Source organism: Bacillus sp. B1(2022) (assembly GCF_040259625.1).
GTDB classification, from domain to species: Bacteria; Bacillota; Bacilli; order Bacillales; family Bacillaceae; genus Bacillus; species Bacillus velezensis.
Genome location: NZ_JANIFO010000005.1, coordinates 104,599 through 129,168 on the forward strand (window position 1 = coordinate 104,599; position 24,570 = coordinate 129,168).

Consider the following 24,570-nt stretch of genomic DNA (forward strand, 5'->3'; position numbering starts at 1 on the left):
CTCTTTTTATTTTTGCTTCTGATCGTCCAGCGGCAGCTGCAGCAGTGAGTCTGTGCCTGTCGCTTTCGGCGTTTTTCCGTCCCATTTTTCAATCCATTTATATTTGATCATTTCATCGGACATTGATTTCTTTATGATTTCGTTATAATCAGCGATCCCTTCCGCTTCAATTTTTTTCTTTTTCGCTTCGGCTTCGGCTATTTTAATTTCAGTTTGTGTCCGTTCAAGTTCCTGTGAAGACTTCACCCTTGCATCGATAGCTTCCTGTGTGGCTTTATCCGGCTTCGGTACGCCAAGCGTCAGATCATCAATTAAAAATCCAAGACTCTTCATATCATCAGCAAATCTCTTTTGAACATCGGCAGCGGCTTCTGCAGATTTTTGCCCGTACGTGTCAATAACCGAGTATTTGCTGATTGATTTTCGCGCCGCATCCCACAGCCTTGTTTTTAAATATGTATTTTCAATCGTTTCAACGTCTACCGCTCCGAATTTGTTAAACAGATCGACTACTTTATCAGGCTGCACGACATAGTTGTAAGCGATATCCATTTCTATATTTTTACCGTCTGAGGTTGCCACTTTTATATTTTCATTATTCACTGTCTGCATACGCACCGGATATTCCGTTACTTTATTAAATAATCCGACTAAGTGCCAGCCTTGGTCCAATGTGTCGGATTTTACCCCGCCATTCGGTGAGTATACAACCCCGACATAACCGTTCGGTATTTTTTCAATGAATAGTGACGCTGTAACGCCCGCAATTAAAAGGGCTGCACCTATAATCACACCGCCGATAATTTTTTTTGTGTTTCCGCGCTTATTTTCGCTCATGCTGATCTTCTTCCTCCCATGACTTTTTGAATTTTTTGGCTCCGCTTCCCACTTGTTTAAAGATTGGACTAAGCATCAGCCATAAACCGAATCCGATGATGACAAGAAGAATGATAGACCCGATCATCACTTTCATTTGCCCACCTCTTTTCTTTCATCCTGTCAATTATGTATACGATCTTAAGAACTTAAAGTTTCATAAATTTCAAAAGAAAAAGCCCCGCCGGCAAAATAGGCGTGCTTATTGGTAATTTTCAGTGATAAAATCAGAAATCGTTTTTGTGAATTGATAAAAGGTCCCATTTTGTGTGGATGCTCTGCTTTTCAGCGTAAAAGTGTCAAATAGTGATTTTCTGAAGCCGGTGCTCATTTCGATTTGAATACTCAATCCGGATGAAGATTGATTGGCAAGGTTGTTCGGACTGACGCCTGCATATTTATCATTTATGCCAAGAAGAACGGCAGGATACCCGTGCCGTTTCAGCACATCGGTCAAAAGTTCGGCCCGTTCTCTGTCTGTACCGCCGATTTTTATCTTTTTACCATCACTGCCGTAACCGTGCAATGAAATGACATGAGAGTGCTCTTTCACCATTTGCACGGCATTAGGTTCATCGAAATGCGAACTTGTCAAATGCAGAGCCGCATTACCGGCTGGTTTTAACCCTTCAAATAAATATAAACTCCGGTTTTCGGCAATTTCTCTGGCTAACTCACTGGTCCCCGGCTCTATGCCTCCTCCGTGTATAGCTAATATGAGGATAGAAGGGTCATGCTCTCGCGTTGAAATGGAAAAATCGGAAGGATCTTCATTCAGCTTTAATTCCTCGAAACTGCCGTAAATATCTGAAGCGGCATCAGCCCGAAAGAACGGCAGAAGCAAAAACGGTAAAATTAAAACTAAAATTCCTTTTTTGGTTATTGATGGCATTTGTATGTTTATGTTACAATACAAATGCTTCAGCCTTTGAAGCGAACGGCAGAACAGGGTGACTTTGGACGGTTTCTTCTGCTCTGCCTCTTTGCCAGCTGCTTTACGGTCTACTCTTCTAACCCTTTTTGCCATAACATCATCCTTTCTTTTGTTTACACTTTTGTCACAATATTATATACGTTGGACAAAACCTCCGTTCATCTTGAAGAATAAAAACATCAAAACAACTTCTATCCTTTAACCTAAAAAAGTCTTTCTGTTCAAAGAGACGGAAGGCTTAAATGATAAAAATGAAACCCTTCTCCAGTTTTGGAGGAGAGTGAGGACTGCAGGGAAATCATTTTTTCAATATGCTGAGCTGGGCTGGCGTCCGGCTCAAATATTTGCTCCGGCATAGACGGTTACGGAGCGGCCGCTTATTTCGAAGTCAAATTCGAACGTGACGTATGATTTCCCAATTCAAGAATCCCCGAAACAAATGGATGTAACTGCTGTTTCCATAAAAAAAAGACTGCTGTTAAGCAGTCTTTTTTCGTTTTATTTCGTGCCTGTTGATCCCAGTCCGCCGCGGTCATTGTTCCCGAGCTTGTCTACTTCGATCAGCTCCACTTCAGGCATTTTCTTCATGATTCTGAATTGGCAGATCCGCTCCCCCTTGGAAATGTCGGTATCCCGAAGCGCGAATGCAGGAAAAAACCAGAAGTCATTGTCGCCTTTATAAGATTCATCAATGACTCCCATTGAATTTGTCTGAATGATACCGAAATGCTTATATGTACTTGAACGCGGAACGACATGGGCCTCATATCCTTCCGGCAGTTCCATCGCAACTCCAAGCGGGATAAGTTTGAATTCACCTTTTTTGATTGTTATATCTTCAGCTGCCCGCAAATCAATCCAATCGCCCTGTTCAATTTTACTGATTCTCGTTTGCGTATCATCTGAATATTTAATTTTGATTTGTAAAGTCATGTTCGCTGCTCCTTTTGCTTCCCTATTTCAGTCGTATTGATGACCAATCCGTGCCCCATCATACCATTTAACTGATAAAAATGTTGATTTTGGTGTATATACAGCCGGAGAGGAAGCACTGCGAAGCCAATGAGAATAAACCTAAAATGAGGGCCCCTCCTATCAGTTTTTCCTCCATTTTCACATGACAGCTTCAATTACAATAATACAAAGCTTTATATCCGTTCTTTCAACAGAGCTTTTTTAAAATTTCACCTTGGTTTCAAAAGGAATTTCGTTCTGAATAAAGAATTTGAAGAATAAGCGCTTAAAGGGCGCGCGACTCTTTTCTGTCCCCTGCCTCAGGCGCTTATATCAAAAGAAAGAGGTGTCTTTAGAATGGTTCAATTTAAAAACTTTCCTGATCCGTCTTTAAACGCCCCATTGCAGTCTCGCCCTGCACAGCCCTCTGAATTGGAACATCTCAAAGCAAGGATGCAGAATTTTATTAAGCATTCCGCAACGGATGATAATCTTGAGATCGCAGATGCCCGGGTGACGGCGGAAGGAATGGTCACCTCACTTTTAAAAGAACGGCTTGATACAGAATACGAAATGCTTATGAATAAAATCACCCGGGAAGTGAATGTGGAGGACTACGGAGCGGTCCCTGACGGCCGGGACAATACAGAATCTTTTCGGAGAGCGATCGGGAACGGCCGGGTCAAAGTAAATGTTCCCGCAGGAGAATTTTTGGTTCAAGGGATAAAACTCCCCTCATGGACTACCATTTCCGGTGAGGGACAAGGGATTACCGTGCTTAAGCTTCATGAGGACACTCCCGCATTCGAATGGGTCATTACTAACGATGATTACGAAAATGGAAACCGTAATATTTTTGTGGAAAACATGACTTTAGACTGGAATCCTGATCGTCAATGCGGGGTCAGGAACCCCGGAGGACAGTTTTCCAGCTGTTTAACGTTTGCTAATGTGCAATACGGCTGGATTAAGAATGTTGAAACGGTTAACGCGGGTCTCCATGGTATTGATATTACATCTCCGACTTACGATCATTTGCCTGAAACAGAATGGACGAAAGACGGCTGCCGATATATATGGATTGATAACTGTGTGGCATACGGCGCCGGAGACGACGGCATTACCACCCATTACAGCGAGTATATTTTCATTTCCAACTGCCATTCCGGAAACCCCCGCGGCACAGAGCATGCTGAGGGCAGCGCAAACTCGAACGGCATTGAAATTGACGACGGCTCTAAACATGTATGGCTTTTAAATAACTATACGAGCGGAAATATCCGCGGGATTGAGGTAAAGGCGCACAGCCTGTGGCCGGCTTCTCAAAATGTTCATATTATCGGTCATGTTTCGTATCGTGATGTACGTTCATTTGATATTCGTCATATCGGCCATCATCAGGCCTCAGACCCCGAAAGCACGACGGCTTATGATGTTACTTTAACCGATTGCACCGCGATTGAACCGGTGTTTAATGCTCTCTATGACGGTGTGACCCCGAGGGCGCTGGTCATCTCTGCCTATAAAAACGTTAATGTAAACGGATTCACAGCTATTGGTGATCCCTCATACGACTATGGAGGGAATCCAGTCGTGGCTCTTCAATACCGCAGTCAAAATATCACGATCAACGGCATTAAAATACGCGGCTTTACACAAGCCGGTGTTGACATCAATATATCCGGCGGATCAAATAAAACCGATTATGTTAAAATTTCAAATTTTGATATATACAAGTCTTCTCCTAAAGGCATCTCAATCGGCGGAGGCCAATATAACGTAAATATTATGAACGGTACGATGATCGGAGACGGCGGTTCCGTCGGAATTACGTCCCCTAACAGTCAGGCCGTCATTCTCGGGGTGCAAGCGGAAGGTTACAGCGCGGCCGCATCTATAAAAGGACAGACTTATGATCAGATCCCCGTCAATTTAAAGGGAGGCGCACAGCTCGCGACCAGCTCCGGTTTTGCATTCAACCCGACAAGCGCCGTTATTGCCGGAACAGGCGATATTACAGCCAGAGGTGACAGAAATGCGATCATCAGCTCTTCCGGAGGTTCAAGTTCTGAAGGTTCAAGGGCATTTATCGCCGCTTCAAACAATGCCCATATTACGGGCAGCAAAGTCTCCAGAACGATTCTGTCATCAGAAAGCATTACATTGGAAGAACCATACACGGTTGCCGGAGGGCATCAGTCCATCAAATGGAAATTGGATTCAGCGGGCGGCCACGGTACGTTCGCCGGAGCTGTCACCTCTTCCCTGTCAGGGTACGGAGAATATTTTGAAAGTGTAACCGGCCAGACAATTCCCGCCGGGACGATCGTCACAGTGAAAGGCGAAAAAATTGAATCGGCTCACGTCGGAGATTACATGCTCGGCGTCATTTCAGAAACAGCCGCTTTTATCTCAGGAGCCGCAAGCTTCGGATGGCAAAGCCGCTTTTTGACAAACGAGTTCGGCGGTTTCATATACGAAAATGTGACTGACGAGGAAACAGGAGAAACGGTACGCGTGCCGAAACAAAACCCAGACTGCAGTCCGGCTCTTGAAGCTGACTATGAAGCACGCGCGGCCAGAGACGAATGGCACATTGTCGGACTCAACGGCCGGCATTACGTACGGGTCGACAGTACGGTCAGCCCGGGAGATTATATCACGGCTCATAACGGAATCGGGACTAAAGCCGCGGAAGGCTGGAAGGTATTGAAACTGACAGCCTTATACAGTTCTGAAAAAGGGTACGGCATTGCAATTGCGGTTATCAAATAGGGTCTCAATATCAGGATCATCTCCTCTCTTTTCTATCGGGCGGGTATGATCCTGTTTTTTATACCGAATGAGATGCCTCTTTTTCAGCATACCGTTTCATTTGTCCAAGCCATCCATGCTTTCTGTCATAGAATACTACCGTCAGATGAAAAAAGGAGGAATATGAGTATGGATATGGGTATGGATATGGACATGGATATGGATATGAACGGACATTATGATCACCACCCAAAGCAGCCTAAACAAAAAAAGAAGAAACAAGATAAAAAGCATCTTGATTATGATTACATCGTTGTTTATAAAAGAAAATGCAAAAAATGTAAAAAATGCTGCTAACTTGACATATCAACACTTTTTACACCCGGTAAACTCCGGGTGTTTTTCTTATTATGGCGTTTCTCCGGGCTATTTTCACCCAAAATCCGGTCATCCTATCACAATACATAAAAAGACTCTATTATTTTCTTCCCTTTTCGCCTAATGAAAAGTATTTCATTTACAGAAAACAACACAAATAGAATGACATGACTTTTGAGGAAATCTACTCTTTGCTTGGGCAATTTTTCTGCGATAACATTTGCAACAATTTTTAAAAATTTCCTCAGGAGGTCATAGCCATGAAAATCGCCAGAACGATAGTCGGATCATGCTTAGCTTTATCTCTAACAATTCCTTTCACAGCCAGTGCCTCAGCAGCCAGTCAGTCTGAACACGCAAACGCGCCTCACGTTTCACCCCTTGCAAATCCATTAGAAAGTAAATTATCCTAAACAGCAGACCAAAACGTAAAAGCAGCAGGTGTTGATGCCGGGCTGAACGTAAACGTAGATGTTCTCGGAATTTCAGATCGCATTGCTGAAGCGGTTAAGTCAGATCAAAACCGAACCGGCTGGGTAAAAAATGTCATGGAAACAACATTTTACGCATCAGGACAGAAGTACAACGTCAAGGGGTTCAATTTAAATCAAGAATATGAAGACCGCTTTAACGGCGTTCAGTTTTACGGATCAGCCGTTTATGACGGTATTACTTACGGAATCTGGGTCTTCGAAGACGGGTCCTTCGATAACAAAGGAGACGGGGGCTGGATCAATTGGGCATTCAGAGGGTGGTTCGATCGTGATAATCAGCATATTGAATTCCACAGACCTTAATACGGAGAAAACTTGCGGCAGCGCCCGCAAGTTTTTTTTAACTGGACTGCACATTTTTCACCGTTATAACGACTATACTTGAAGTGCGGGCTCCGATCGCAGCCCCGGTAAAGTCTTTCAAAGTGAGGGTATACCATGTCAAAGTCTTTAAAAATAGTGTTGTGGAGCATATTGATGTTCATCATCTTGTTAGTGATTATCGGAATCGTTTCTTACAATCAAACTCCGTCTGCAGAAAGCACAGCAAAAAAATGCTTTACAGCGTCTAATCCATGTTAAGCCTTCATCGGCTTTTTTTATTTACCGCAGAACACTTGAAGTTCTTCTATTTAGATCGTTAACGTTCCCATTCGGAATGGAGTATACGCGTGTATCATCAGGCAATCCGTTTTGATACATGGTTCCGATTATGCCCTTCGCATCTTTTTTCTCGATTCCCCATCACATTCCCTTTTTTCATGATACTGCTCTTGAAACCAACCAATCATTTCTTCAGCCTGTTCCGTTGAATCAAAAGGTTCCAATCCTAATAGCGTGTTACATTTTCATTTTTTAAAAAACAAGCCAGCTGCGCATCCTCTTCGCAACTTCTCAATGTATGAGCCTACCCGTTTCTATTACAGGAAGCAGTACGATGCCTCCTTTTACTCATTTTAACGGATGGTCATGTAAAGGAAATATAGACTAAAAAAACTTTTTTCAAAAAGTAAACTAGCATCCCTATCAAACTTTTCATTTCGGCATAATATGTATTAATCCTCTTTAGGAGGTGAGATTATATGGGATTCTCAGGTGGTTATGGTAGCTCCTTTGCGTTAATCGTGGTGCTATTCATTTTATTAATCATCGTTGGGGCTTCTTTCCTCGGCGGTTATTAAGAATCCTCTTACCTCCGCATCCATGTCAGCAGCACCTCCATGATCGTACGGCGCCATAAATGAAATGTTTATGGCGCTCTGCTGTTTTTCCCCTTTTCATTCACACATTAAAACTAAAAAGATCGGCCGATGTATCAACATGCAGCCGATCAGTAATTCATAGATTATTGTGTAAGGTTTACATCGATGACGTTATAGAAGGCATTGGAAGTATCCGCAACGTCCCATACCCCTAAAATGACATGATACCCGCTTCGATCAGTCGGCACAAAAATCTTATGAGTCAGATTCGTATCTGCCTTGGAACCGTCGTGGTTTACCGTTCCGATTAATTCGAATTCATCTCTTGACAAAGGTTTATTCGGATTCCAGTTTTTCTTGGTGATATAATAGTGCCACTTTGATGTCGCATGAGGGGCCGTGTAGTACCAAGTAAAGGTGTTAAAACCGCCGCGGATGTTTTGTTTTACCCAATAATCTGCAGTCTGCTTGTCTAAACCGAAGTCAATTTGTCCCGATCCCCCATTTGCAGACGCAATTCTTCCATCCGGCGGACCAGCAGCCGGAAATCCTTTCGGCCCTTCTACAGACTGAGGATTATCAATGACAGAGCCATATTTTTGCGCAGCGGCCGTCCAGCCCAATGTTTGTTTCTCTAATGCTCCCATGTACGCTCTGCTGACGGGCTCTTTTATATACCCGTGCGCAGATGCACCACTTGAATAGAAAGCGCCTCCAATACCAAGAGTAACAGTTAAAACTGCAGCTTTGACTAAACCCTTCATTACTGCATCATCCTCCCTCTTTTGTTAATAAAAACCTTTCAGTGTATACACTTCACGATAGAGGATGAAATGACCTTCCTTTTCTTGATAGGAAAAAGCAATGAGGTTGGCGCTTTTCCCTTTGTTTTTTATAATCATAAAGAAAAAGCCGGGCCGATTCTGTTGTCGAATCCGCGATTGACCGGCCCGCCCCTTTTGCTCAGAACTTCATTCGCTGGATTTGCCGGTTTCTTTTCGGATAACCGGTGCTACTTCCGCTGCTAATCGTTCGATGTTTTCCGCGGCTTTTTTAAACGGCATACCTCCTATATCGATTTGCGCGAGAAATCGCTGATGTCCGAATAACTCGTATTGATGCATGATTTTTTCAATGATCTGCTGTGAGCTTCCCACAAATAAAGCTGTTTCTTTTCCGGACGCCCGCTCAAAATCTTCCTTCGTTAAAGGCTCATCGATCCCGTGATATGAATGAACGTGAGACCAGTAATTTGAATGATACGGATAAAATTCTTGTATTGCCTGTTCATTCGTTTTTGAAATGAACATATGTCCGGTTACGGCAACCTTCACATTTTCCGGAGGATGACCGGCTTTAGAAGCCGCTTCCCGGTATTTGTCAACAAGCGGCTTAGATGACATCGGATCACCGCTCAGTACAGCTAATGCCAACCCCGCACCTGCACGCCCGGCCCGTTCTGCGCTTTCCGGAGTCCCCGAAACACCTAACCATAGCGGAATGCTTCCGCGAAAAGGCCGAGGAGAAATTTCTGCCTCGCGCAGCGGCGGCCGGTAACGTCCTTTCCAGGTAACCGATTCTTCCCCGGAATTTAATTTTAAAAAAAGGTCAATGTGTTCTTCAAACAGTTCTTTATAATGGCCTACGTCATAACCGAAAAGAGGAAACGAGTCTAAAAATGCGCCCCGTCCCGCAATGATTTCCGCCCGGCCGTCTGAAATCAGATCAAGCGTTGCAAAATCCTCAAATAAACGGACGGGATCTGCGGTGGATAATACAGTCGTGGCACTGGTCAGCTTAATATTTTCAGTGATCTGTGAAATCGCTGATAAGATGGCCGGCGGCGAAGATACCGCATAATCAAGACGATGATGCTCGCCTACACCGAATACATCAAGCCCTGCATCGTCAGCCAGTTTCGCCAGCTTCATCAATTCATCTATCCGCTGCTTTGCGCTGACTGTTTTCCCTGTCAGAGGATCGGGATATAATTCTGCAAATGAATAAATTCCAATTTCCATACAATCACGGTGTTCAGCCCTCACATTTCTCTCCTCCTGCACTGTGTAAAAAAGCTTTTATGTTATTCTATTCAGCCGTTTTACAAATAGGAATTCGTTCAAAATAAATACAGAAGCTTAACATGCAGAAGGTCGGTATGAGAGAAAAAAAAGTTTCAGGCACCCTTCAATTCTGCCATTATACTCATGCAGCCGGACTAGGCAAGAACAAAGCCGGCACAAGCGGATTCGAATTCATGTGTTCATTTTTCAGTCCAATTCAATCCAATCGTGATATTGATCATAAAGCTTTCGTATTCTTCCGGCATCAAGAGCAATGACTTCACACCCTCTGTCATCATACAGAAAGAAAATAATATCTTTTGTCATATTCACAAAGAAAACATCAGGATACCCAACGGAACAGCCCCCGAACCTTGGCTTCAGCGGAAAATCTTCGTGGACGGCTGCCTTAAGTAATTGGGGAATACGCAGATCTTTCCGTTTACATAATAGAGAAAACTGCTGCATTTCATATTCTTCTTCGACCGGGCATGGACAGGTCTTCACTTGAATCCGATATAAATCATCCTTACACTTCAGAAACGGCTGATAAACCTTTAATTTTCTCGCGTGATTACCTTGAGTTTTGTGCTTATACACATTGGCAACAAGAAACAAGTCATCGCTATGTTCAAACAGCTCATTGAAAAGTGCTGCGGTTTGATGATGGACAAGCTGAAAATACTCAAGATTCAAAGCACCGCTTTCATTAAATTGATACATATTGCCGCCGAGAGAAAAATGAATTCCCACGTCTCATTGATGATAAATGCCGGGCACTAATTTTAAAGTCGGAAACCTTTCCTTCAGATAATCATTTATTTTCATTCAAACATCTCACTTTCCTTTTCCCGCTCTAGAAGCAGAAGAAGCCGAAAACATTCCGCTTATTTCTTTTTCACCCTTGTAAATTATTCCGATTGGAATACAATGAAATAGAACACTGTGAACCCCATTGATCAGGGTGGATGCTGGTCACATTCATCCTGATCCTTTCTTTTACACAAGATCGCCCCAACTTTGAACCCCTCCGTTTCCAACCCTATTCATTGATATTACATATATTTCAATGGTATTATTTTCTTATACATGAGCATCAAGAGGTGTCCGCTTTGAACAACACCAGAAGATTAAGAGCATATTTTCAGTCTCACCGTAAAATAGGTCTGGCTGCAGACTTGCTTACGGCTGTATTGCTTATCTCATTATCCATTCTTTTTTACGGATGCCGGCAGGGAGCTTTTAATGGTTTCTTTATGTATGTCTTAGTAAGTAATTTTATCGGCTCCAATGCCTCTTTTATCGACTTCAGCAAATCGAGGAAAAACAGACAAAAATAAAGGCTCTGCGTCAAAAAGAAGGTTATACCGCCCTCTTTTTATTCTTTCAGTCATACCAATGCGTTCTTTTCAGATTGAATTTTTCTGAATAGGACTCATGATCGGTTTTCCATGCTGCTTCAACAGTGATTTCATGACCGATCACTTCATGTTCCGGCATATATTCAAACGTTTGAATATGGTCTTCTCCCGTTCCGCCGCCTTCTAATTTCTCTCCGGTGTATTCTGAAAGATGATAGTCTTTATCTTCACCATATTTCCGGCCGTCAACAAATAATGTTAATCTCTTAATCACCGTGTTCTTTTCATTCACTTTATTACCTCTGTAATACAAATTCAAGAAATAGTTAGGGCCGATAGATGTCTTGCCTGATTTTTCGATTGACGCTTCCCAGTCTTGCTTTGGCTATAGCCGATATATTTAACTTTTTCTCCTGAAATTAAAGAAAACAGTGCAAATCCTGCTGCTATTATGAGAACAGTGATAATAACCAGCAATGTTTTAATGACTTTACGTTTTTTCATGACATCCCGCCTTTATCATTTAGAACGTATGAATATTAGAATTGTTACATTTAATTTGAAAGAATAATAAAAAGGGATTCTAATCCCAGGAATAAAAAAATACTAAGAAGATCATATTCCCCTTAGCTTCACATCCCAGATTGCCATGCAATAATGATAAAAGTCGTCCAAAAAGTTGTGACTAAAATAAGCATAACGGTTACAATCATTAAAATGAGACAACTTATTGTTAGAATTGAGTCTTTGTTTTTGTTAAGAATCAGAGTAACCATTGATCCTGCAGCAAATAGATACGACAAAACCGCACCGACCCAATACCACAGCATAGAGTCATTGCTCCAGTAAGCCATTGACTGCATATAAATACTGAATATAAATCCTGACAATGCTAATAGAAACGAAACTAAATTTGATTTCACGTTAGAGTTCCTTTCTTCATAAGTTTTATTTTTAGGAACGGTCATACATCTGATAACACCTTTTATGCGATATGCTTCGCCGCTTTGTCTGCATATTTTAATTCTTATTTCGTTTTTAAATTGGTATGGATCGGTAACCTAATGAAGTATTTAACTTAAATACAAAAAAACCTGCTTTCAGCAAGGTTTTTTCGACAAAGGGGAGATTATTTCCCCACAAATTCTATTAACTATGTTTTTGTTTTAACCATTCTTTCTTTAGCAATGCGTATTGGTAAGTGTTTTCATATTTAGGTGTTCCATCCTCGTGTGCAGTAAATGAAATAAATTCAAGAAAATAACCTTCTTTACGCATTCCTAATCTTTCACATAATTTTTGTGACCTGCAGTTATCATCTTCAACATATGCATAAAGCCTTCTTGCTTCTTTTTGCATAAAGAGATACGCAAAGAAAGCCTTCGCACTTTCACTTGCGTATCCCTTCCCTTCAAAACGGGCATTGAAATTCCAACAAACAGAATAGGTATCTGGCTCTTCTTTTAAATAAAATAGTTCTCCGACCAGATCATTACTGTCTTTTAAACAAACTGCAATATAAGAGTCATCTCGGCTTCTTTTTTGAACGTTTACGGCAGCTTCTTCTAACGTAGACATTCTGTCATCAAGAAAGCAATTCACTCTCGGATGTGCAGAATATTCCAACAGACCTTGCGCATCTCTCTCGGTAAAATTCCTTAAAATTAAGCGAAGGGTTTCAATTTTTTGCATTTGCAGTCTCCTGTTTCATTGTTATCGATCTTTGAAAAGAACTTCTTCAACAGATCTTATTCGTTTGTTGAAGAACTTATCTCAATCTATTTTTACTATAATGATGGACGTTATCATCTTTGTCAAAAACAATAATCATTCATTTGCCGCCCGCGATGTAAAGTACTGAACAATTTTCGTGAAAAACCCTCAGTATCGAATATAGAAACGAGGAATAGTAATTAAAACAAAGTTAAGCCATTAAAAGCTTATTGAGTATTTTTTCAAACTTATTCACGCTCATCATCTCATGAGTGAGAAATGTCCCATTATAAAACACGCTGAAAGTCGTCCAAACTGCCGGGGATTTTTGCGCCATATCTTTTGACGTTATTCGCCGGGCCTGAAAATGAAGTCCTTTCTTTTCAGTCAGTTCCTTTAAATCCTTTAACAATCCGACTGCAAATGGGCATTGAGCTGTATAAAATACTGTGATTCCCTCATCATTAACGGAATTACTTTTCACCTGTTTTTTAAATACAGGAGGATATGCATGTTCATTCCACGTCAGTGACATCAACTGAAAATAGGGTTCTGCTTCATCTTGCACAGCAAATCCCATATGTTCAAAGAAATGCTTATCACTTAAATAAGGGAGTTTTTTCTTCCCCACTATATGAACTATCCCATCCATACCGCGGGATTTTGCATCTGACACACATTTTTCTAACAAATGTTTCGCATGTCCGTTATTCTTATATTTACCTGAGACCCAAAGACAATTAATAAACATAAAAAGAGGTGCGCTTACCGGAACCCACGCTTCTTCTGCAGGTAAATATTCAATAAAAACTTTTGCCCGTTCGTTTAGGCGATAGAACACCAAGCCATCAATCATCCGATCCTTGAGCCAGCTCTTCTTTTCATTTACCGCATCCTCATATTGTTTCGTACCTAATGCACAGCAAATATGATTGTCATCAATATTGTCCCTAGTCAACTCAATGTATTCCATTTTTCCTCACCCGCTTTCTGGATTCATCACATGAATTTCAATTTGAACAATGCAGACTGGGCATGGCGCTAGTCGGTCTTTTTTAGAACATCAGCTTTACTTCTGGGGAGTATTGTAATTTCTCAGAAATATAGAGTCCCAGAACCAATATATGAACGCAGCAACAATGCTCATTATGTAATAAATGAAACTTCTGAAAACTGTGAAATCAATTGACGGATTATCTATGTGCCAGAACAAGAACACAGCTAAAAAAGCGACTGCTGTATAAATGAAAAGATGAACCAAGCTAAACTTTTTAGGCTTCTTTCTTAGCCATAGTTGCACAGGAACAGCAAACAAAAAGTAAGTAATAAATGCGTAAAAAGCAATGATAACCACAGTAACCAATGCAAATGGCACAAAACCCGAGTATACAAACATATATAGCCCAAGGGCAAAAACTTAGTGAGCCGGTGATTGTCAAATTTATCTTCCGTCAGCTTTTTATCGCTCAAAAAAAGCCTCTTTTGAAAACGCATCTATTTATGTATATATGTAAATTCTGTGCATTTGGAGATGACACATGATATCCATAGAATCCTCCCTGCATAGCTCCCTCAATTTTTGCAGAGACACTTGTCCGCAAAAAATGTAAGGGTTTTCAAAAGGAGAGCAGTGTGCTAAATTGTAAGATAAGTAACAATTTTCTGCCAATGATAAAAAGGGGTGTATGACGTGAAAGCAGTAGTAGCAACGAAAGACAAAAGTATAGCGATCGTACAAAAAGAATTACGTCCTTTGCGACATGGTGAAGCCAAAGTTAAGATGGAATACTGTGGTGTATGTCATACTGACTTACATGTTAAAAATGCGGATTTCGGGGATGTTACTGGCGTCACTTTAGGTCATGAGGGAATAGGCATTGTAACTGAGATTGGTGAAGGTGTAACAAGTTTGAAAAAGGGTGACCGCGTCTCTATTGCCTGGATGTTTGAAAGCTGCGGCTGCTGTGAATATTGCTTAACTGGCCGTGAAACCTTGTGCCGCGATGTAAAAAATGCCGGCTATACAGTTGACGGCGCAATGGCTGAAGAAGCAATCGTAGCGGTTGATTATGCAATAAAGGTGCCGGAAAATTTAGACCCTGCAGCAGCAAGCAGCATTACTTGTGCAGGTGTAACAACTTATAAAGCCGTTAAAGTCAGTGAAATTAAGCCAGGTCAATGGATCGGTGTATTTGGAGTCGGCGGTTTAGGCAACTTGGCTGTTCAATATGCAAAAAATGTCTTTAACGCTAAAGTGATTGCTTTCGACATTAGCGATGAAAAATTGAATTTTGCTAAGAGCTTAGGCGCTGATGCGGTTGTAAACAGTTTAAACGAAGACCCCGTCGCTAAAGCAAAAGAAGTGACTAACGATTTAGGGCTTGATGCTGTGGTCATCACAGCTGTCTCTAAAACCCCTTTCAATCAAGCGATTGATGTTGTAAAAGCAGGAGCCCGCGTAGTCGCTGTCGGTTTACCGGTGGACAAAATGGATTTAGATATTCCCCGTCTCGTGTTAGATGGAATTCAGGTAGTAGGTTCATTAGTAGGTACCAGAGAAGACCTGAAGGAAGCTTTTCAATTTGCTGCAGACGGTAAAGTTGTACCTAAAGTGACAAAACGCCCGATCGAAGATGTGAATGATATTTTTGAAGAAATGGAGCAAGGTAAAGTGACCGGCCGCATGGTTATCGATTTTACTTCCTAATCATTAAGGCTGCCGGGAATGATACGGCAGCCTTTGATCTCGATTCTTGCTCGGCGCCCCACCCAGACTGAATGAGACTTTGTCATTTAGTTCAGAAAAGAAGCTCTACAGATCATTCGGCGGTTATGCATTTTGCAAGTACTCTCTGAACTAATCCTGATACCAATATAATGCAATGTCATTCATTGCCGAAGCGTAGCCCTGCTGTCTTAACATAGTTGTTATGCTGCCCCGATGATAAGTTCCGTGATTGGCAACATGGAATAAAATTTCTGAGTAAGCAGTTTCTCTGTAACCTAACCAAGGATTATGTAAGTTCATTGTTTGTTCTACATCTGTTTGGCTATTCATCCATTCTTCAAACTGTGAAGCCAGTTCATCATAAGACGCCGCAAATTCATCTGCAGAATATAAATGAGCCCTTTCTGCATAAGCCATAGAACCTTCCAATGCTTCCTGCATGTCTATTCCTTTAAGTACTTGCAGCCACATAACATCCACCGCGCAGATGTGACTGAACGTTTGAGCAATTGTAGGATATGAACTGTGAACCTCTTCATATTCATCTTCACTGAGTAATTTGAGGCCTTTTTCGAACTTCTCTAATTTAATCTACATAATAGTTCACTGAATCTCTCAACAATTTTAGATAAACATCTTCTTTTTATAGAGATGTTCGTTCAATCGACATCCTTGTGATATATATGGTAAAATTTATAGAAACAAAGGAGTGTTGTTACATATGAGTCTTATCATTTTAGCATCCATGCTTTTATGGGGTGCAGTGATCCACGAGCTAAACAAACCTTCAAAAAAGCAAAGTAAACGAAAAATGATCCCTTTGGTATCCCTCAGTTCTTTATCTACTTTAATCATCACAATTTCGCTTTTTTCTAATTTAATTGGTTGATATTTGTTATGAGGAAACCCGCCAGAGGTTCCTCATAACACTAAAAACCTACTCACTGCACTTTTTACAGCAGACCTTATCAGAGTGTTTGCTTAACACTTTATCCATTCTCCCCACAGGCATCTTCTTCTCACTCGGAAGTGTAAGATAAGCTGTTATCTCATCCCCTGATTTTAATGTTTTTCCGCAGATAGAGCATTTTAACTCAGTATTAAAGAAATTTTTTAATCCCATTCATAAGCCTCCTTATTTACCTTTATAAAGTAATACGTTAATGCTTTATAAAAGTTTCAGGTTAAAGAAATACTTCTTGCCTGGGAATTTACTTTGTTTCAGTTGATCCGCATCCGCCCCGGTCATCGTTATACCTCACTCAATCAGGCAGCTTCTTCCTTATTCTGAACTGGCAGATACGCTGATGTCCCCGCGCAGGGTTAACGATCGCCCGTTTTAACTCCAGATACTTCCAGTGAGGAGACCGCCGTTCAATGCAATCTCTGCGTTTCATATTGATTGTAAAACATTAGAGTGAAATCATCTTCATGCTTTGACCAGTTTACTGCAGTGTACGGATTGTTAATTTGTGACATTTATTTGTCCTCTTTAAATTTTTTCTTCTTTTCTCAACTTGAAAAAGAAGGAATTATTTTATAAATATTGTAAATTTATAGCTGTATCACATTCACTATTAAGAGGAGGAATACGAATGAAAAAGAAAATTATTGCCGGCGCTCTTGCTTTTGGGTTAATTCCATTAATGGGGACTGCAGATGTTACTGCAAAATCCTTGCCAAATCCAGATAAAGTTATGAAACCTGCTGGTTGGTCATGTGACGCTCCGTATATTGCGTGTCAGCCTTTTTCTGGCGGTACCGGTAAGGTTTCATTCAACTATCAAGGCAGCTCTCCAGGAAAAATCAGAGTTTTTGTTGCGAATGACGGCAGCAAATCTTTCAAATTTACCATTAATTATCCTAATGGGAATACACTCTTATCCTCTACGACATTAAATGCGGGGAAAACGTTCATTCAAGAATTCAGCGTTAACCAAAAAGGAGAATACATCCTGAAATATGATAGCGGCACCGGTGATAGTGTCGATGGTTTCTTTAGATCTGTTGAGATCTAAATTCCGTTAGGAAAGTCGGCAGTTTTGCCGACTTTCTTTTACAAGCATTCTGCAGGAATAAACGTAAAGTTTCGAATAAACATATGACCTTTATGAAACGGAAACTTTATCTGCACCACAAACCCGCAAGCAGCCTCCTTTTATCTTACCTTCCGTCCCTTTGTGATTTGTTTTGATTTGTCGTATACTGCGCTTGCCCGGGAAATGATGGATATTTTCGTTTACTATAATTTCCCTGTACCTCTTCGTATGTGGCTCTGCATGATGAAGTAACTTCATGGCTCACCACTTTCATACACAGTTTTATTGCATGTTTAGCCATATCCCTCCTCTTTAAACAGCAAACCGTCCCATCCATTTCTCTCTTTCAGTTAACCTCCCATTATTTTATTGTTTTAGAAGCTCTTCATTTTAGACATTAACATCCATTTTTTCTTATTTAGACTTAAATCTATGTCGAATTTTATCGTCCGGCATATTATGTACTATCCTAACAACAGGAGGTGGCAATAATATGGGGAACTACGGTGGAAATTATGGCGGAAACTCTTTCGTATTGATCGTTGTGCTGTTCATTTTGTTAATCATTGTAGGTGCTGCATTCCTTTTCTAGCACATTGACGATTTATATTCGTCTCCCAAACATTGCATCCCTTAGTTCGGACAGACGCCATAAGAAGTTTTATGGCGTTTTTACTTTTAAAAAAAACCAATCTGAGATAAACATTTTTTATTTTTACTCTGGTAAGCGGGAGAGTTTCCACCCCTGCCTGCGCCAATATTGCCGCTATGAAGAATGAGGCGAACAATCCAAAAGGCGTTGTGATCCATTCTTTAAAAACGATTCCGAAAATCAACAATTCGCAAGCAGTTCCATATAAAAATAGCTAAACCAGTGATTGCCCATTGGCTAATATTCTTATCGCCTAAACAATCTGATACATATTCCGTCCAATACTTAGCACTCAGCATGTTTGATGATGGGCCCGTTGTATCTTCTGCAGACTTTTCTCTTTCAAAGACACCAGACTTATCTTCATCTTTAACGCCATTAACCCAATAGGTCATTTTGTTTTGAATAAAGACTTGTTCATGAACATAGCCCCTAAATAATTGTTACTAAGGCGTTTTTAATTCATCGGATTACAGATGTTGTGAACTTAAAAAGGATATTACTCACCTTCATAAAAAGATTTAGTCACTGAAGGGCTCACCCGCAAAATGCGGTATTCACACATTGAGTCATTTTCACATAAAAAAAACCGGATTCCTCCTCTAAGAGGTTCCGGCTTTTCTTAGTAAAATGCGGGAAATATCTGGTGACGTGCTGCACACCCCCGCTATTATAATATTTCAATAGAGCCTTCTGTTCCATGAACGCGGATTCGCTGCCCATCTTTTATCAATTGGGTTGCATTTTCAACTCCGACAACTGCAGGTAAGCCGTATTCACGCGCGATAACCGCTCCATGGGTCATCAGTCCGCCAACTTCAGTGACCAGGCCTTTTATGGATACAAACAATGGTGTCCAGCTGGGATCAGTATAGGAGGTAACTAATATATCCCCATCTTCCAAATCGGCATCTTCCATGTTTAAAATAACCCGTGCCCGCCCCTCTATGACTCCCGATGAAACGGGCAGCCCTGCAATCGCTCCGGCCGGGAGATTTTCTCGTTTGTACTCGCCTGTAACGATTTCACCGTCAGACGTGATAACACGCGGCGGAGCTAGTTTTTCATATACTTTGTACTCGCCTTTTCGTGTGCTGATGATTTGGTAATCCAATTTATTTGTGCGTACGACTTCCTGAAGTTCTTCAAAAGTGAGATAGTATATGTCTTCTTTTTCATGAATAACGCCCGCTTCTGCGAGTTGTTCGGCTTCTTTCAGTAAAGCCTGCTTATAAACGAAGTAGCGGCTGATCATGCCGTATTTTGGATATTCCCTGAACCCGCTGAAGTTCCGGATGATGCGGATCATTCGTTTAGTTTCTTTGGCTTTTTGTTCACCATCCGGTAATTGCTTCAATCGGTCTAATAACTCTTGTTCTTTCTTCAACGCCTCCTGCCGACCTTGCTCAAATTTCCGCTGGCTGGCATTTGGCTCAAAGTTTTTGAGATTATTAAGAATCATAGGGACAAGTGCAGTTGGTTTTTCGCTCCATCGAGTTCTTGTCATATCAATTTCTCCGGCACATCGCATTCCGTACTTGTTGAGATAAGCATAGATAGCGTCACGGGTTTCCCGCCCGCCTTCAAACTTCACCAGCCCATCCAAAAAGTGATCATCTTTTACATTCTCTAAATAGGCAATTACTTTTGGATAAGGGCGGATCACATCGGCGACGTCCAATAGCGCAAGCCCCATTTCTGAAGTAATATTATGGGGTACAGATTGAGAAAGCGTATCTGCTGCGTTTTTTTCACCTAACCACTCGTTCATTTTTTCGTTAATCCATGATGAAGCATCCATTGCAGTTCGAATCAACACCGAACTTTTTGGGTTAAATAGAATCTTCTTTAATTCCTTGATATCTTCCAAAATAAAACGAAATAAATCATCTCCTGATTTCGTCTGGATGTTTTGTTTTAACTCTTCTATCGATGCTTGACTGCTCTTAATCAAATCAGAAACAATTGCCGGATCGTTTTCAGCTTGATCCGGCATATCTGCATTGCCTTTGCCGGGAATCGGTGCCGTTTTACCAGGTATCGGCTTAATGAAATCATCTCGCTCTATTATGGTCATAAGTGCGTCTTTTAAGAGCGGATCGTGCTGCCCCATGCCTTTTAAGAAAACTTCTCTGACATTAGGGGATGCCAGTTGATGTGTGACATCAACGAATAGCCTTCCGCCGGCTTTACGCATGGGTGCAGCAGTCGTCAACAGAAAAAAAGACAATCCAAGGGGTTTTATGGGATCCGTCATCATTTGCTGATGACCAACAGAGATATAGACGTGATTTTCTTGATCGTTCGCTTCAGGAACGGGATATAACGTTGTGATCGGACGGCTTTGGACAATATAAAAAGTATCGCGGTCCAAACACCATTCGATATCTTGCGGCTGGCCGAAATGAGCTTCGATCTGTCTCCCGATACGTGCCAGCTGTAAAATTTGTTCATCAGTCAGTGTTTGAATCTTTTGCTGATCAAGAGCGATCTCCTGTGTTTCTGTTCCGCCTTCTTTTCGTCCATAGATAGCCAATTTTTTAGTTTCTATTCTCTTATCGACGATTTGCCCGTCCTGTACTTTATAACAATCGGCAGAGACTAAGCCGGAGACCAGTGCTTCACCAAGTCCAAAACCGGCATCGATGGATAGCAGCTTTCGGTTTCCGGTCATCGGATCAGCGGTAAATAAAATTCCCGAAGCCTGTGGGAACACCATCCTTTGGATGATAACGGATAAATAAACTTGGCTGTGATCAAACCCATTTTGCATACGGTAAATGACCGCGCGATCCGTAAATAGGGACGCCCAACATTTACTGATATGCTGCAAGATCGCATCGACGCCGGTAATATTTAAATAGGTGTCTTGTTGACCGGCAAAAGAGGCATGCGGCAAATCCTCAGCTGTCGCACTGGAACGTACGGCATAGGCATGTTCTTCGCCGAACCGGGAGAGATGGCAAGCAACTGCTTTGACTACATCTGAAGGAATTTCTGCTTCGATAATGGTTTGCCGGATTTTTTTGCTGACTTCACCAATTTGATCGCGATTCTCCGCTTTCAGCATGGTCAGTTGATCCAACAGCGCTTGTAACGTTTCGTTTTGTTCAATGGCTTTTTGATATCCTGCGGTTGTGACACAAAATCCTTCCGGTACTTGTATTCCTTGAATTTTTGATAATTCCCCTAAATGTAACCCTTTTCCTCCAACGAGCAAAGGCTGTGTTTTTTCAATTTCGTGAATGCCGAGAACCAAAGAACTCATTCTATATCTCCCCTTCAAAAAAATTTGACAAGAGCTTTTCAGCATGATATAATCATAATATAAGATGGATAACTATGACTTTCACACAAAAAGCGCGCGTGTTCTGATTATATCACCGTGTCTGTTTTTGTGCAATATAAAAAGAACCTGGCCAATTTGGCGAGGTTCTTTCTTCATTTTTGTCGAAAGCTCTTTAAAGCTGTATTGAGATCTTTTGTGTGAACGTAAATGTTCTTATACAACTCGAATAGTGTTTTATATTTTTGAACATTTTGTTCTTTTGGATAAAATGCAGCTGCTTCATGAATGAACTGCTCTGCACATTCTTCAAGAGAGTCAAACCACCCGCTTCCGAAGGCAGCTAACATCGCAGCCCCCATGGCGGGACCTTGTTCATTCTCTAACTTAACCACCCTCGTATTGAAAATATCAGCTTGCATTTGAAGCCACGTTTCATTTTTAGCTCCCCCGCCAATAGAGACAACCGTATCAACTGATTTTCCCGCTTCGCGGAATAGTTCAATTGATTCATATAAAGAGAATGTGATGCCTTCCATTATCGCCCTCAAAAAGTGCTCTCTTTTATGGGCTCCGTCCATTCCGATCAAGCTTCCCCGAATAGATGAATCAGCATGCGGCGTTCTTTCACCGACTAAGTAAGGAGTGTACAGCAGTCCATTTGCTCCTATCGGAACAGATTCCACCCCCCGTAATAATTGTTCAAACGATTCGTTCGGCGCAAACGTTCTTTTAAACCAGTCCAAGCTGTACCCTGCAGCGAGCGTGACTCCCATCGTATAAAAAGAATCCTTCTTTCCATGATTAAAAAAGTGCACTTTCCCTTTAAAGTCCCTTTCTTTGTCTTCTTCACAGGAAAGTATGACTCCTGACGTCCCGATACTGCATAATGTTTTTCCGGAAGAAAGAATACCGGCTCCGACAGCACCGCAAGCATTGTCTGCTCCCCCGGCGTACACTTTTGTTTTTTCCAACAGCCCAGTCTCCGCCGCAACGCTCGGAAGCAGCGATCCTACACAGTCATGGGATTCAACAAGCGGAGGACAAATTTCCGCTGACATACCAAATTGATTGCAGATCTCATCGCTCCACTCTTTGCGGGTCATATGTAAAAGTAACGTTCCCGCCGCATCGGAGTATTCAGTGTGAATGGCGCCAGTCATGCGGAATCTCACATAGTCTTTCGGAAGCAAAAAAACAGCGGTTTTGTTAAAAAGTTCAGGCTCATGTTCCTTCACCCATACCATTTTAGGTAATGTAAACCCTTCAAGGACACGGTTTTTTGTGATATCAAGCAGACGATCGCCAAATGTCTCGGTAATCCTGCTACATTGAGGCGTCGTTCTGGTATCATTCCAAAGAATCGCATGACGCAGCACTTGCCGATCTTGATCAAGCAGTACTAACCCATGCATTTGTCCTGAATAGCTAATCCCGTCAATATCCCCGGGTTGAACGTCGGATATCGAAATCAATTCAGCCAATGCTTCAATTGTTTGCTGCACCCAGTCTTCAGGATTTTGCTCACTATATCCCGCCTTCTCTTGGATGAGCGGGTAACTTTTGGACGTTTCTGCACAAACCTTGCCGTTTTGATTGACTAAAATGGTTTTAACGGCACTCGTACCAAGATCTATTCCAATGACATACTTCATTTTTTCACTCCTTCCTCTCTAAATAGATCCCCATTGAATTGACCCGCCATAACAGTAACTTCATGACGGGCAATTCCGGGAACTTGGCTGCCTGCATCTTTTTACAGCTGGATCTGGAGCTTCTTTTTTCATTTGTTATACCTGTAAAATGTATTGATTTAATATCGCTTTTAACCGCTCCTGTCTCCCTGATTCGTTTTTAATTGGCTGATTGTTCAGCGCATATTGCTCAAGTGTTTTAAAATCAGCTCTTCCTTCTGCAATTTCAAGACCAATCCCTTCAGTAAAGCTGCGGTAACGGTGTTGAATCACATCTTCAAACACACGATCTTCGATTAATTTGTGGGCGGCTTTCAACCCTCTTGCAAATGTATCCATCCCTGCAACATGGGCATATAGTAAATCATCAGGCTCAAAAGAAGATCTCCTGACCTTTGCGTCAAAGTTTAATCCTCCGCTTCCAAGACCGCCATTTTGCAGAATTTCGTACATTGCTAATGTCGCAGAATATAAATCTGTCGGAAATTCATCTGTGTCCCAGCCTAAAAGCGGATCACCCTGATTCGCGTCAACAGAGCCAAGAAGGCCATGCACTCTCGCCATGCGTAATTCATGTTCGAATGTATGCCCGGCTAATGTGGCATGATTGGCTTCGAGATTTAATTTAAAATGATTGTCTAAGCCATATTGCTTTAAAAAGGCAATGGTTGTTGCTGCGTCCGTATCATATTGATGGGTAGTCGGCTCTTTTGGTTTTGGTTCAATCAAAAACTGCCCTGTATACCCGATTTCCTTCGCATAATCCACTGCCATATGCATAAATCTGGCCATATTATCAAGCTCAAATTTTAAATCGGTATTTAACAAAGTTTCGTACCCTTCACGTCCGCCCCAAAATACATAGTTCTCGGCGCCAAGCTCTTTTGCTGTTTCTAATCCTTTTTTTACTTGGGCTGCGGCATACGCAAATACATCTGCGTTACAAGAAGTCGCCGCACCATGGACGAAACGGGGATTCGTAAACATGTTTGCAGTATTCCATAATAACTTAACGCCGCTGGTTCTCATGTAGTCTTTTATCATATCCACGATTAAATCCAGATTTTGATTTGTCTCTTTTAACGTACTTCCTTCCGGTGCGATATCCCGGTCATGAAAAGCAAAAAATGGCGCATCCAGTTTTTCAAACAGCTCAAACGCTGCATCTACCCTCGCTCTCGCCAGATCCATGCCTTTATAGTGATCCCACGGTCTCTGCATCGTAGCTGCGCCAAAAATGTCTGTGCCGTCAGCGGTAAATGTATGCCAATAGGCAATAGAAAATCGCAAATGCTCTTTCATCGTTTTTCCGCCAATTACTTCTTGAGAATTATAGTATTTAAATGCTAAAGGATTCGTGGATTCTTTCCCTTCGTAAATCACTTTGTTTGCGCTTTCAAAATAGTTGACCGAACCGGAATGAGAGTGAGCCATGTGTGATT

21 protein-coding genes and 6 pseudogenes are annotated in these 24,570 nt (G+C 41.6%); 9 read left to right on the forward strand and 18 right to left on the reverse strand.

The window, feature by feature from the left end; all coding sequences use genetic code 11:
* Nucleotides 1–6: 6 nt before the first annotated feature.
* The 3 genes from NQS30_RS10930 to NQS30_RS10940 all read right to left on the reverse strand — a co-directional run bounded on the left by NQS30_RS10930 (nt 7) and on the right by NQS30_RS10940 (nt 1,903).
* Nucleotides 7–837: a prohibitin family protein gene (locus NQS30_RS10930; RefSeq protein WP_007410333.1), complete on the reverse strand. Its 831-nt coding sequence runs from the start codon at nt 835–837 to the stop codon at nt 7–9.
* On the reverse strand, nt 824–973 hold the full coding sequence (locus NQS30_RS10935; protein WP_007410334.1) for a hypothetical protein: 150 nt from the start codon (nt 971–973) through the stop codon (nt 824–826). The genes NQS30_RS10930 and NQS30_RS10935 overlap by 14 nt, the downstream gene beginning before the upstream one ends.
* Nucleotides 974–1,078: 105 nt before the next feature.
* The gene (locus tag NQS30_RS10940; RefSeq protein WP_072589127.1) at nt 1,079–1,903 is read right to left on the reverse strand and encodes a poly-gamma-glutamate hydrolase family protein; all 825 of its coding nucleotides are present in this window, start codon (nt 1,901–1,903) and stop codon (nt 1,079–1,081) included.
* Nucleotides 1,904–2,120: 217 nt separating this feature from the next.
* Between NQS30_RS10940 and NQS30_RS10945 the strand changes: the two are divergent.
* Nucleotides 2,121–2,221 (forward strand): annotated as a pseudogene (locus NQS30_RS10945) (DUF4177 domain-containing protein); the annotation flags it as partial.
* A gap of 87 nt (nt 2,222–2,308) precedes the next feature.
* Here the strand turns inward: NQS30_RS10945 and NQS30_RS10950 are convergent.
* Nucleotides 2,309–2,743 (reverse strand): dUTP diphosphatase, encoded by a 435-nt coding sequence (locus NQS30_RS10950; protein ID WP_003154017.1) that lies wholly within the window; start codon nt 2,741–2,743, stop codon nt 2,309–2,311.
* Nucleotides 2,744–3,121: 378 nt separating this feature from the next.
* Between NQS30_RS10950 and NQS30_RS10955 the strand changes: the two genes are divergently transcribed.
* From NQS30_RS10955 to NQS30_RS10975, 5 genes and pseudogenes are all read left to right on the forward strand, one after another.
* A complete protein-coding gene (locus NQS30_RS10955; protein WP_218791744.1) occupies nt 3,122–5,539 on the forward strand; it encodes a peptidase G2 autoproteolytic cleavage domain-containing protein in 2,418 nt (805 codons plus the stop codon).
* Nucleotides 5,540–5,707: 168 nt separating this feature from the next.
* A complete protein-coding gene (locus NQS30_RS10960; protein ID WP_154018669.1) occupies nt 5,708–5,875 on the forward strand; it encodes a hypothetical protein in 168 nt (55 codons plus the stop codon).
* A gap of 281 nt (nt 5,876–6,156) precedes the next feature.
* Entirely contained in the window at nt 6,157–6,309 is a 153-nt protein-coding gene (locus tag NQS30_RS10965) for a hypothetical protein (protein ID WP_227749522.1), read from the forward strand.
* A 33-nt stretch (nt 6,310–6,342) separates the two neighbouring features.
* Nucleotides 6,343–6,693, forward strand: a pseudogene (locus tag NQS30_RS10970) (stress protein); the annotation flags it as partial.
* 779 nt (nt 6,694–7,472) lie between these two features.
* The gene (locus NQS30_RS10975; RefSeq protein ID WP_003154022.1) at nt 7,473–7,571 is read left to right on the forward strand and encodes a YjcZ family sporulation protein; all 99 of its coding nucleotides are present in this window, start codon (nt 7,473–7,475) and stop codon (nt 7,569–7,571) included.
* Between the two features lie 164 nt (nt 7,572–7,735).
* Here NQS30_RS10975 and NQS30_RS10980 read toward each other — a convergent pair whose 3' ends face one another.
* From NQS30_RS10980 to NQS30_RS11015, 8 genes and pseudogenes are all read right to left on the reverse strand, one after another.
* Nucleotides 7,736–8,356, reverse strand: a complete 621-nt coding sequence (locus NQS30_RS10980) for a lytic polysaccharide monooxygenase auxiliary activity family 9 protein (RefSeq protein WP_015239922.1) — start codon at nt 8,354–8,356, stop codon at nt 7,736–7,738.
* Between the two features lie 207 nt (nt 8,357–8,563).
* Nucleotides 8,564–9,637: an LLM class flavin-dependent oxidoreductase gene (locus NQS30_RS10985; protein WP_012117638.1), complete on the reverse strand. Its 1,074-nt coding sequence runs from the start codon at nt 9,635–9,637 to the stop codon at nt 8,564–8,566.
* Between the two features lie 225 nt (nt 9,638–9,862).
* A pseudogene (locus tag NQS30_RS10990) lies at nt 9,863–10,483 on the reverse strand (DUF3885 domain-containing protein).
* A 558-nt stretch (nt 10,484–11,041) separates the two neighbouring features.
* Nucleotides 11,042–11,520 (reverse strand): annotated as a pseudogene (locus tag NQS30_RS10995) (DUF4944 domain-containing protein).
* 128 nt (nt 11,521–11,648) lie between these two features.
* Nucleotides 11,649–11,984: a DUF3902 family protein gene (locus tag NQS30_RS11000; protein ID WP_174243300.1), complete on the reverse strand. Its 336-nt coding sequence runs from the start codon at nt 11,982–11,984 to the stop codon at nt 11,649–11,651.
* Between the two features lie 181 nt (nt 11,985–12,165).
* Complete coding sequence (locus NQS30_RS11005; protein ID WP_094031733.1) at nt 12,166–12,708, reverse strand: GNAT family N-acetyltransferase; 543 nt, start codon at nt 12,706–12,708, stop codon at nt 12,166–12,168.
* 232 nt (nt 12,709–12,940) lie between these two features.
* Nucleotides 12,941–13,702: a GNAT family N-acetyltransferase gene (locus NQS30_RS11010; protein ID WP_043021133.1), complete on the reverse strand. Its 762-nt coding sequence runs from the start codon at nt 13,700–13,702 to the stop codon at nt 12,941–12,943.
* A gap of 96 nt (nt 13,703–13,798) precedes the next feature.
* Nucleotides 13,799–14,134: pseudogene (locus NQS30_RS11015) on the reverse strand (UPF0715 family protein); the annotation flags it as partial.
* A 285-nt stretch (nt 14,135–14,419) separates the two neighbouring features.
* Between NQS30_RS11015 and adhP the strand changes: the two are divergent.
* The gene (adhP, locus tag NQS30_RS11020) at nt 14,420–15,436 is read left to right on the forward strand and encodes an alcohol dehydrogenase AdhP (protein ID WP_020955863.1); all 1,017 of its coding nucleotides are present in this window, start codon (nt 14,420–14,422) and stop codon (nt 15,434–15,436) included.
* Between the two features lie 150 nt (nt 15,437–15,586).
* On the opposite strand, the gene NQS30_RS11025 is transcribed toward adhP, so the two are convergent.
* From NQS30_RS11025 to NQS30_RS21425, 3 genes and pseudogenes are all read right to left on the reverse strand, one after another.
* A complete protein-coding gene (locus NQS30_RS11025; RefSeq protein ID WP_051025518.1) occupies nt 15,587–16,048 on the reverse strand; it encodes a DinB family protein in 462 nt (153 codons plus the stop codon).
* A gap of 346 nt (nt 16,049–16,394) precedes the next feature.
* Nucleotides 16,395–16,580 carry a hypothetical protein gene (locus NQS30_RS11030; protein ID WP_003154035.1) on the reverse strand — a complete coding sequence of 62 codons (186 nt, stop codon included), beginning with the start codon at nt 16,578–16,580 and terminating at the stop codon, nt 16,395–16,397.
* 234 nt (nt 16,581–16,814) lie between these two features.
* Nucleotides 16,815–16,927, reverse strand: a pseudogene (locus NQS30_RS21425) (class 1b ribonucleoside-diphosphate reductase subunit beta); the annotation flags it as partial.
* Between the two features lie 125 nt (nt 16,928–17,052).
* Between NQS30_RS21425 and NQS30_RS11035 the strand changes: the two are divergent.
* Both NQS30_RS11035 and NQS30_RS11040 read left to right on the forward strand, forming a co-directional pair.
* A complete protein-coding gene (locus tag NQS30_RS11035; protein WP_015239912.1) occupies nt 17,053–17,475 on the forward strand; it encodes a hypothetical protein in 423 nt (140 codons plus the stop codon).
* 514 nt (nt 17,476–17,989) lie between these two features.
* Nucleotides 17,990–18,088 (forward strand): YjcZ family sporulation protein, encoded by a 99-nt coding sequence (locus NQS30_RS11040; RefSeq protein WP_072589120.1) that lies wholly within the window; start codon nt 17,990–17,992, stop codon nt 18,086–18,088.
* 730 nt (nt 18,089–18,818) lie between these two features.
* Here the strand turns inward: NQS30_RS11040 and ppsA are convergent.
* The 3 genes from ppsA to xylA form a co-directional block, all read right to left on the reverse strand.
* Nucleotides 18,819–21,416, reverse strand: a complete 2,598-nt coding sequence (ppsA, locus tag NQS30_RS11045; protein WP_015239911.1) for a phosphoenolpyruvate synthase — start codon at nt 21,414–21,416, stop codon at nt 18,819–18,821.
* Between the two features lie 173 nt (nt 21,417–21,589).
* On the reverse strand, nt 21,590–23,089 hold the full coding sequence (gene xylB, locus NQS30_RS11050) for a xylulokinase (RefSeq protein ID WP_015239910.1): 1,500 nt from the start codon (nt 23,087–23,089) through the stop codon (nt 21,590–21,592).
* 135 nt (nt 23,090–23,224) lie between these two features.
* Nucleotides 23,225–24,562: a xylose isomerase gene (gene xylA / locus NQS30_RS11055; RefSeq protein ID WP_015239909.1), complete on the reverse strand. Its 1,338-nt coding sequence runs from the start codon at nt 24,560–24,562 to the stop codon at nt 23,225–23,227.
* Nucleotides 24,563–24,570: the final 8 nt, after the last annotated feature.

Excerpts from the sequence above, each read along its gene's own strand:
- NQS30_RS11000 (WP_174243300.1), bottom strand. The coding sequence starts at position 11,984 with ATGACCGTTCCTAAAAATAAAACTTATGAAGAAAGGAACTCTAACGTG.
- NQS30_RS10955 (WP_218791744.1), top strand. The coding sequence starts at position 3,122 with ATGGTTCAATTTAAAAACTTTCCTGATCCGTCTTTAAACGCCCCATTG.
- NQS30_RS10960 (WP_154018669.1), top strand. The coding sequence starts at position 5,708 with ATGGATATGGGTATGGATATGGACATGGATATGGATATGAACGGACAT.
- NQS30_RS10940 (WP_072589127.1), bottom strand. The coding sequence starts at position 1,903 with ATGGCAAAAAGGGTTAGAAGAGTAGACCGTAAAGCAGCTGGCAAAGAG.
- NQS30_RS11035 (WP_015239912.1), top strand. The coding sequence starts at position 17,053 with ATGAAAAAGAAAATTATTGCCGGCGCTCTTGCTTTTGGGTTAATTCCA.
- NQS30_RS11040 (WP_072589120.1), top strand. The coding sequence starts at position 17,990 with ATGGGGAACTACGGTGGAAATTATGGCGGAAACTCTTTCGTATTGATC.
- NQS30_RS11005 (WP_094031733.1), bottom strand. The coding sequence starts at position 12,708 with ATGCAAAAAATTGAAACCCTTCGCTTAATTTTAAGGAATTTTACCGAG.
- xylA (WP_015239909.1), bottom strand. The coding sequence starts at position 24,562 with ATGGCTCACTCTCATTCCGGTTCGGTCAACTATTTTGAAAGCGCAAAC.
- NQS30_RS10935 (WP_007410334.1), bottom strand. The coding sequence starts at position 973 with ATGAAAGTGATGATCGGGTCTATCATTCTTCTTGTCATCATCGGATTC.
- ppsA (WP_015239911.1), bottom strand. The coding sequence starts at position 21,416 with ATGAGTTCTTTGGTTCTCGGCATTCACGAAATTGAAAAAACACAGCCT.
- NQS30_RS10965 (WP_227749522.1), top strand. The coding sequence starts at position 6,157 with ATGAAAATCGCCAGAACGATAGTCGGATCATGCTTAGCTTTATCTCTA.
- NQS30_RS11030 (WP_003154035.1), bottom strand. The coding sequence starts at position 16,580 with ATGGGATTAAAAAATTTCTTTAATACTGAGTTAAAATGCTCTATCTGC.
- NQS30_RS10975 (WP_003154022.1), top strand. The coding sequence starts at position 7,473 with ATGGGATTCTCAGGTGGTTATGGTAGCTCCTTTGCGTTAATCGTGGTG.
- NQS30_RS10980 (WP_015239922.1), bottom strand. The coding sequence starts at position 8,356 with ATGAAGGGTTTAGTCAAAGCTGCAGTTTTAACTGTTACTCTTGGTATT.
- NQS30_RS11010 (WP_043021133.1), bottom strand. The coding sequence starts at position 13,702 with ATGGAATACATTGAGTTGACTAGGGACAATATTGATGACAATCATATT.
- NQS30_RS10930 (WP_007410333.1), bottom strand. The coding sequence starts at position 837 with ATGAGCGAAAATAAGCGCGGAAACACAAAAAAAATTATCGGCGGTGTG.
- NQS30_RS10950 (WP_003154017.1), bottom strand. The coding sequence starts at position 2,743 with ATGACTTTACAAATCAAAATTAAATATTCAGATGATACGCAAACGAGA.
- xylB (WP_015239910.1), bottom strand. The coding sequence starts at position 23,089 with ATGAAGTATGTCATTGGAATAGATCTTGGTACGAGTGCCGTTAAAACC.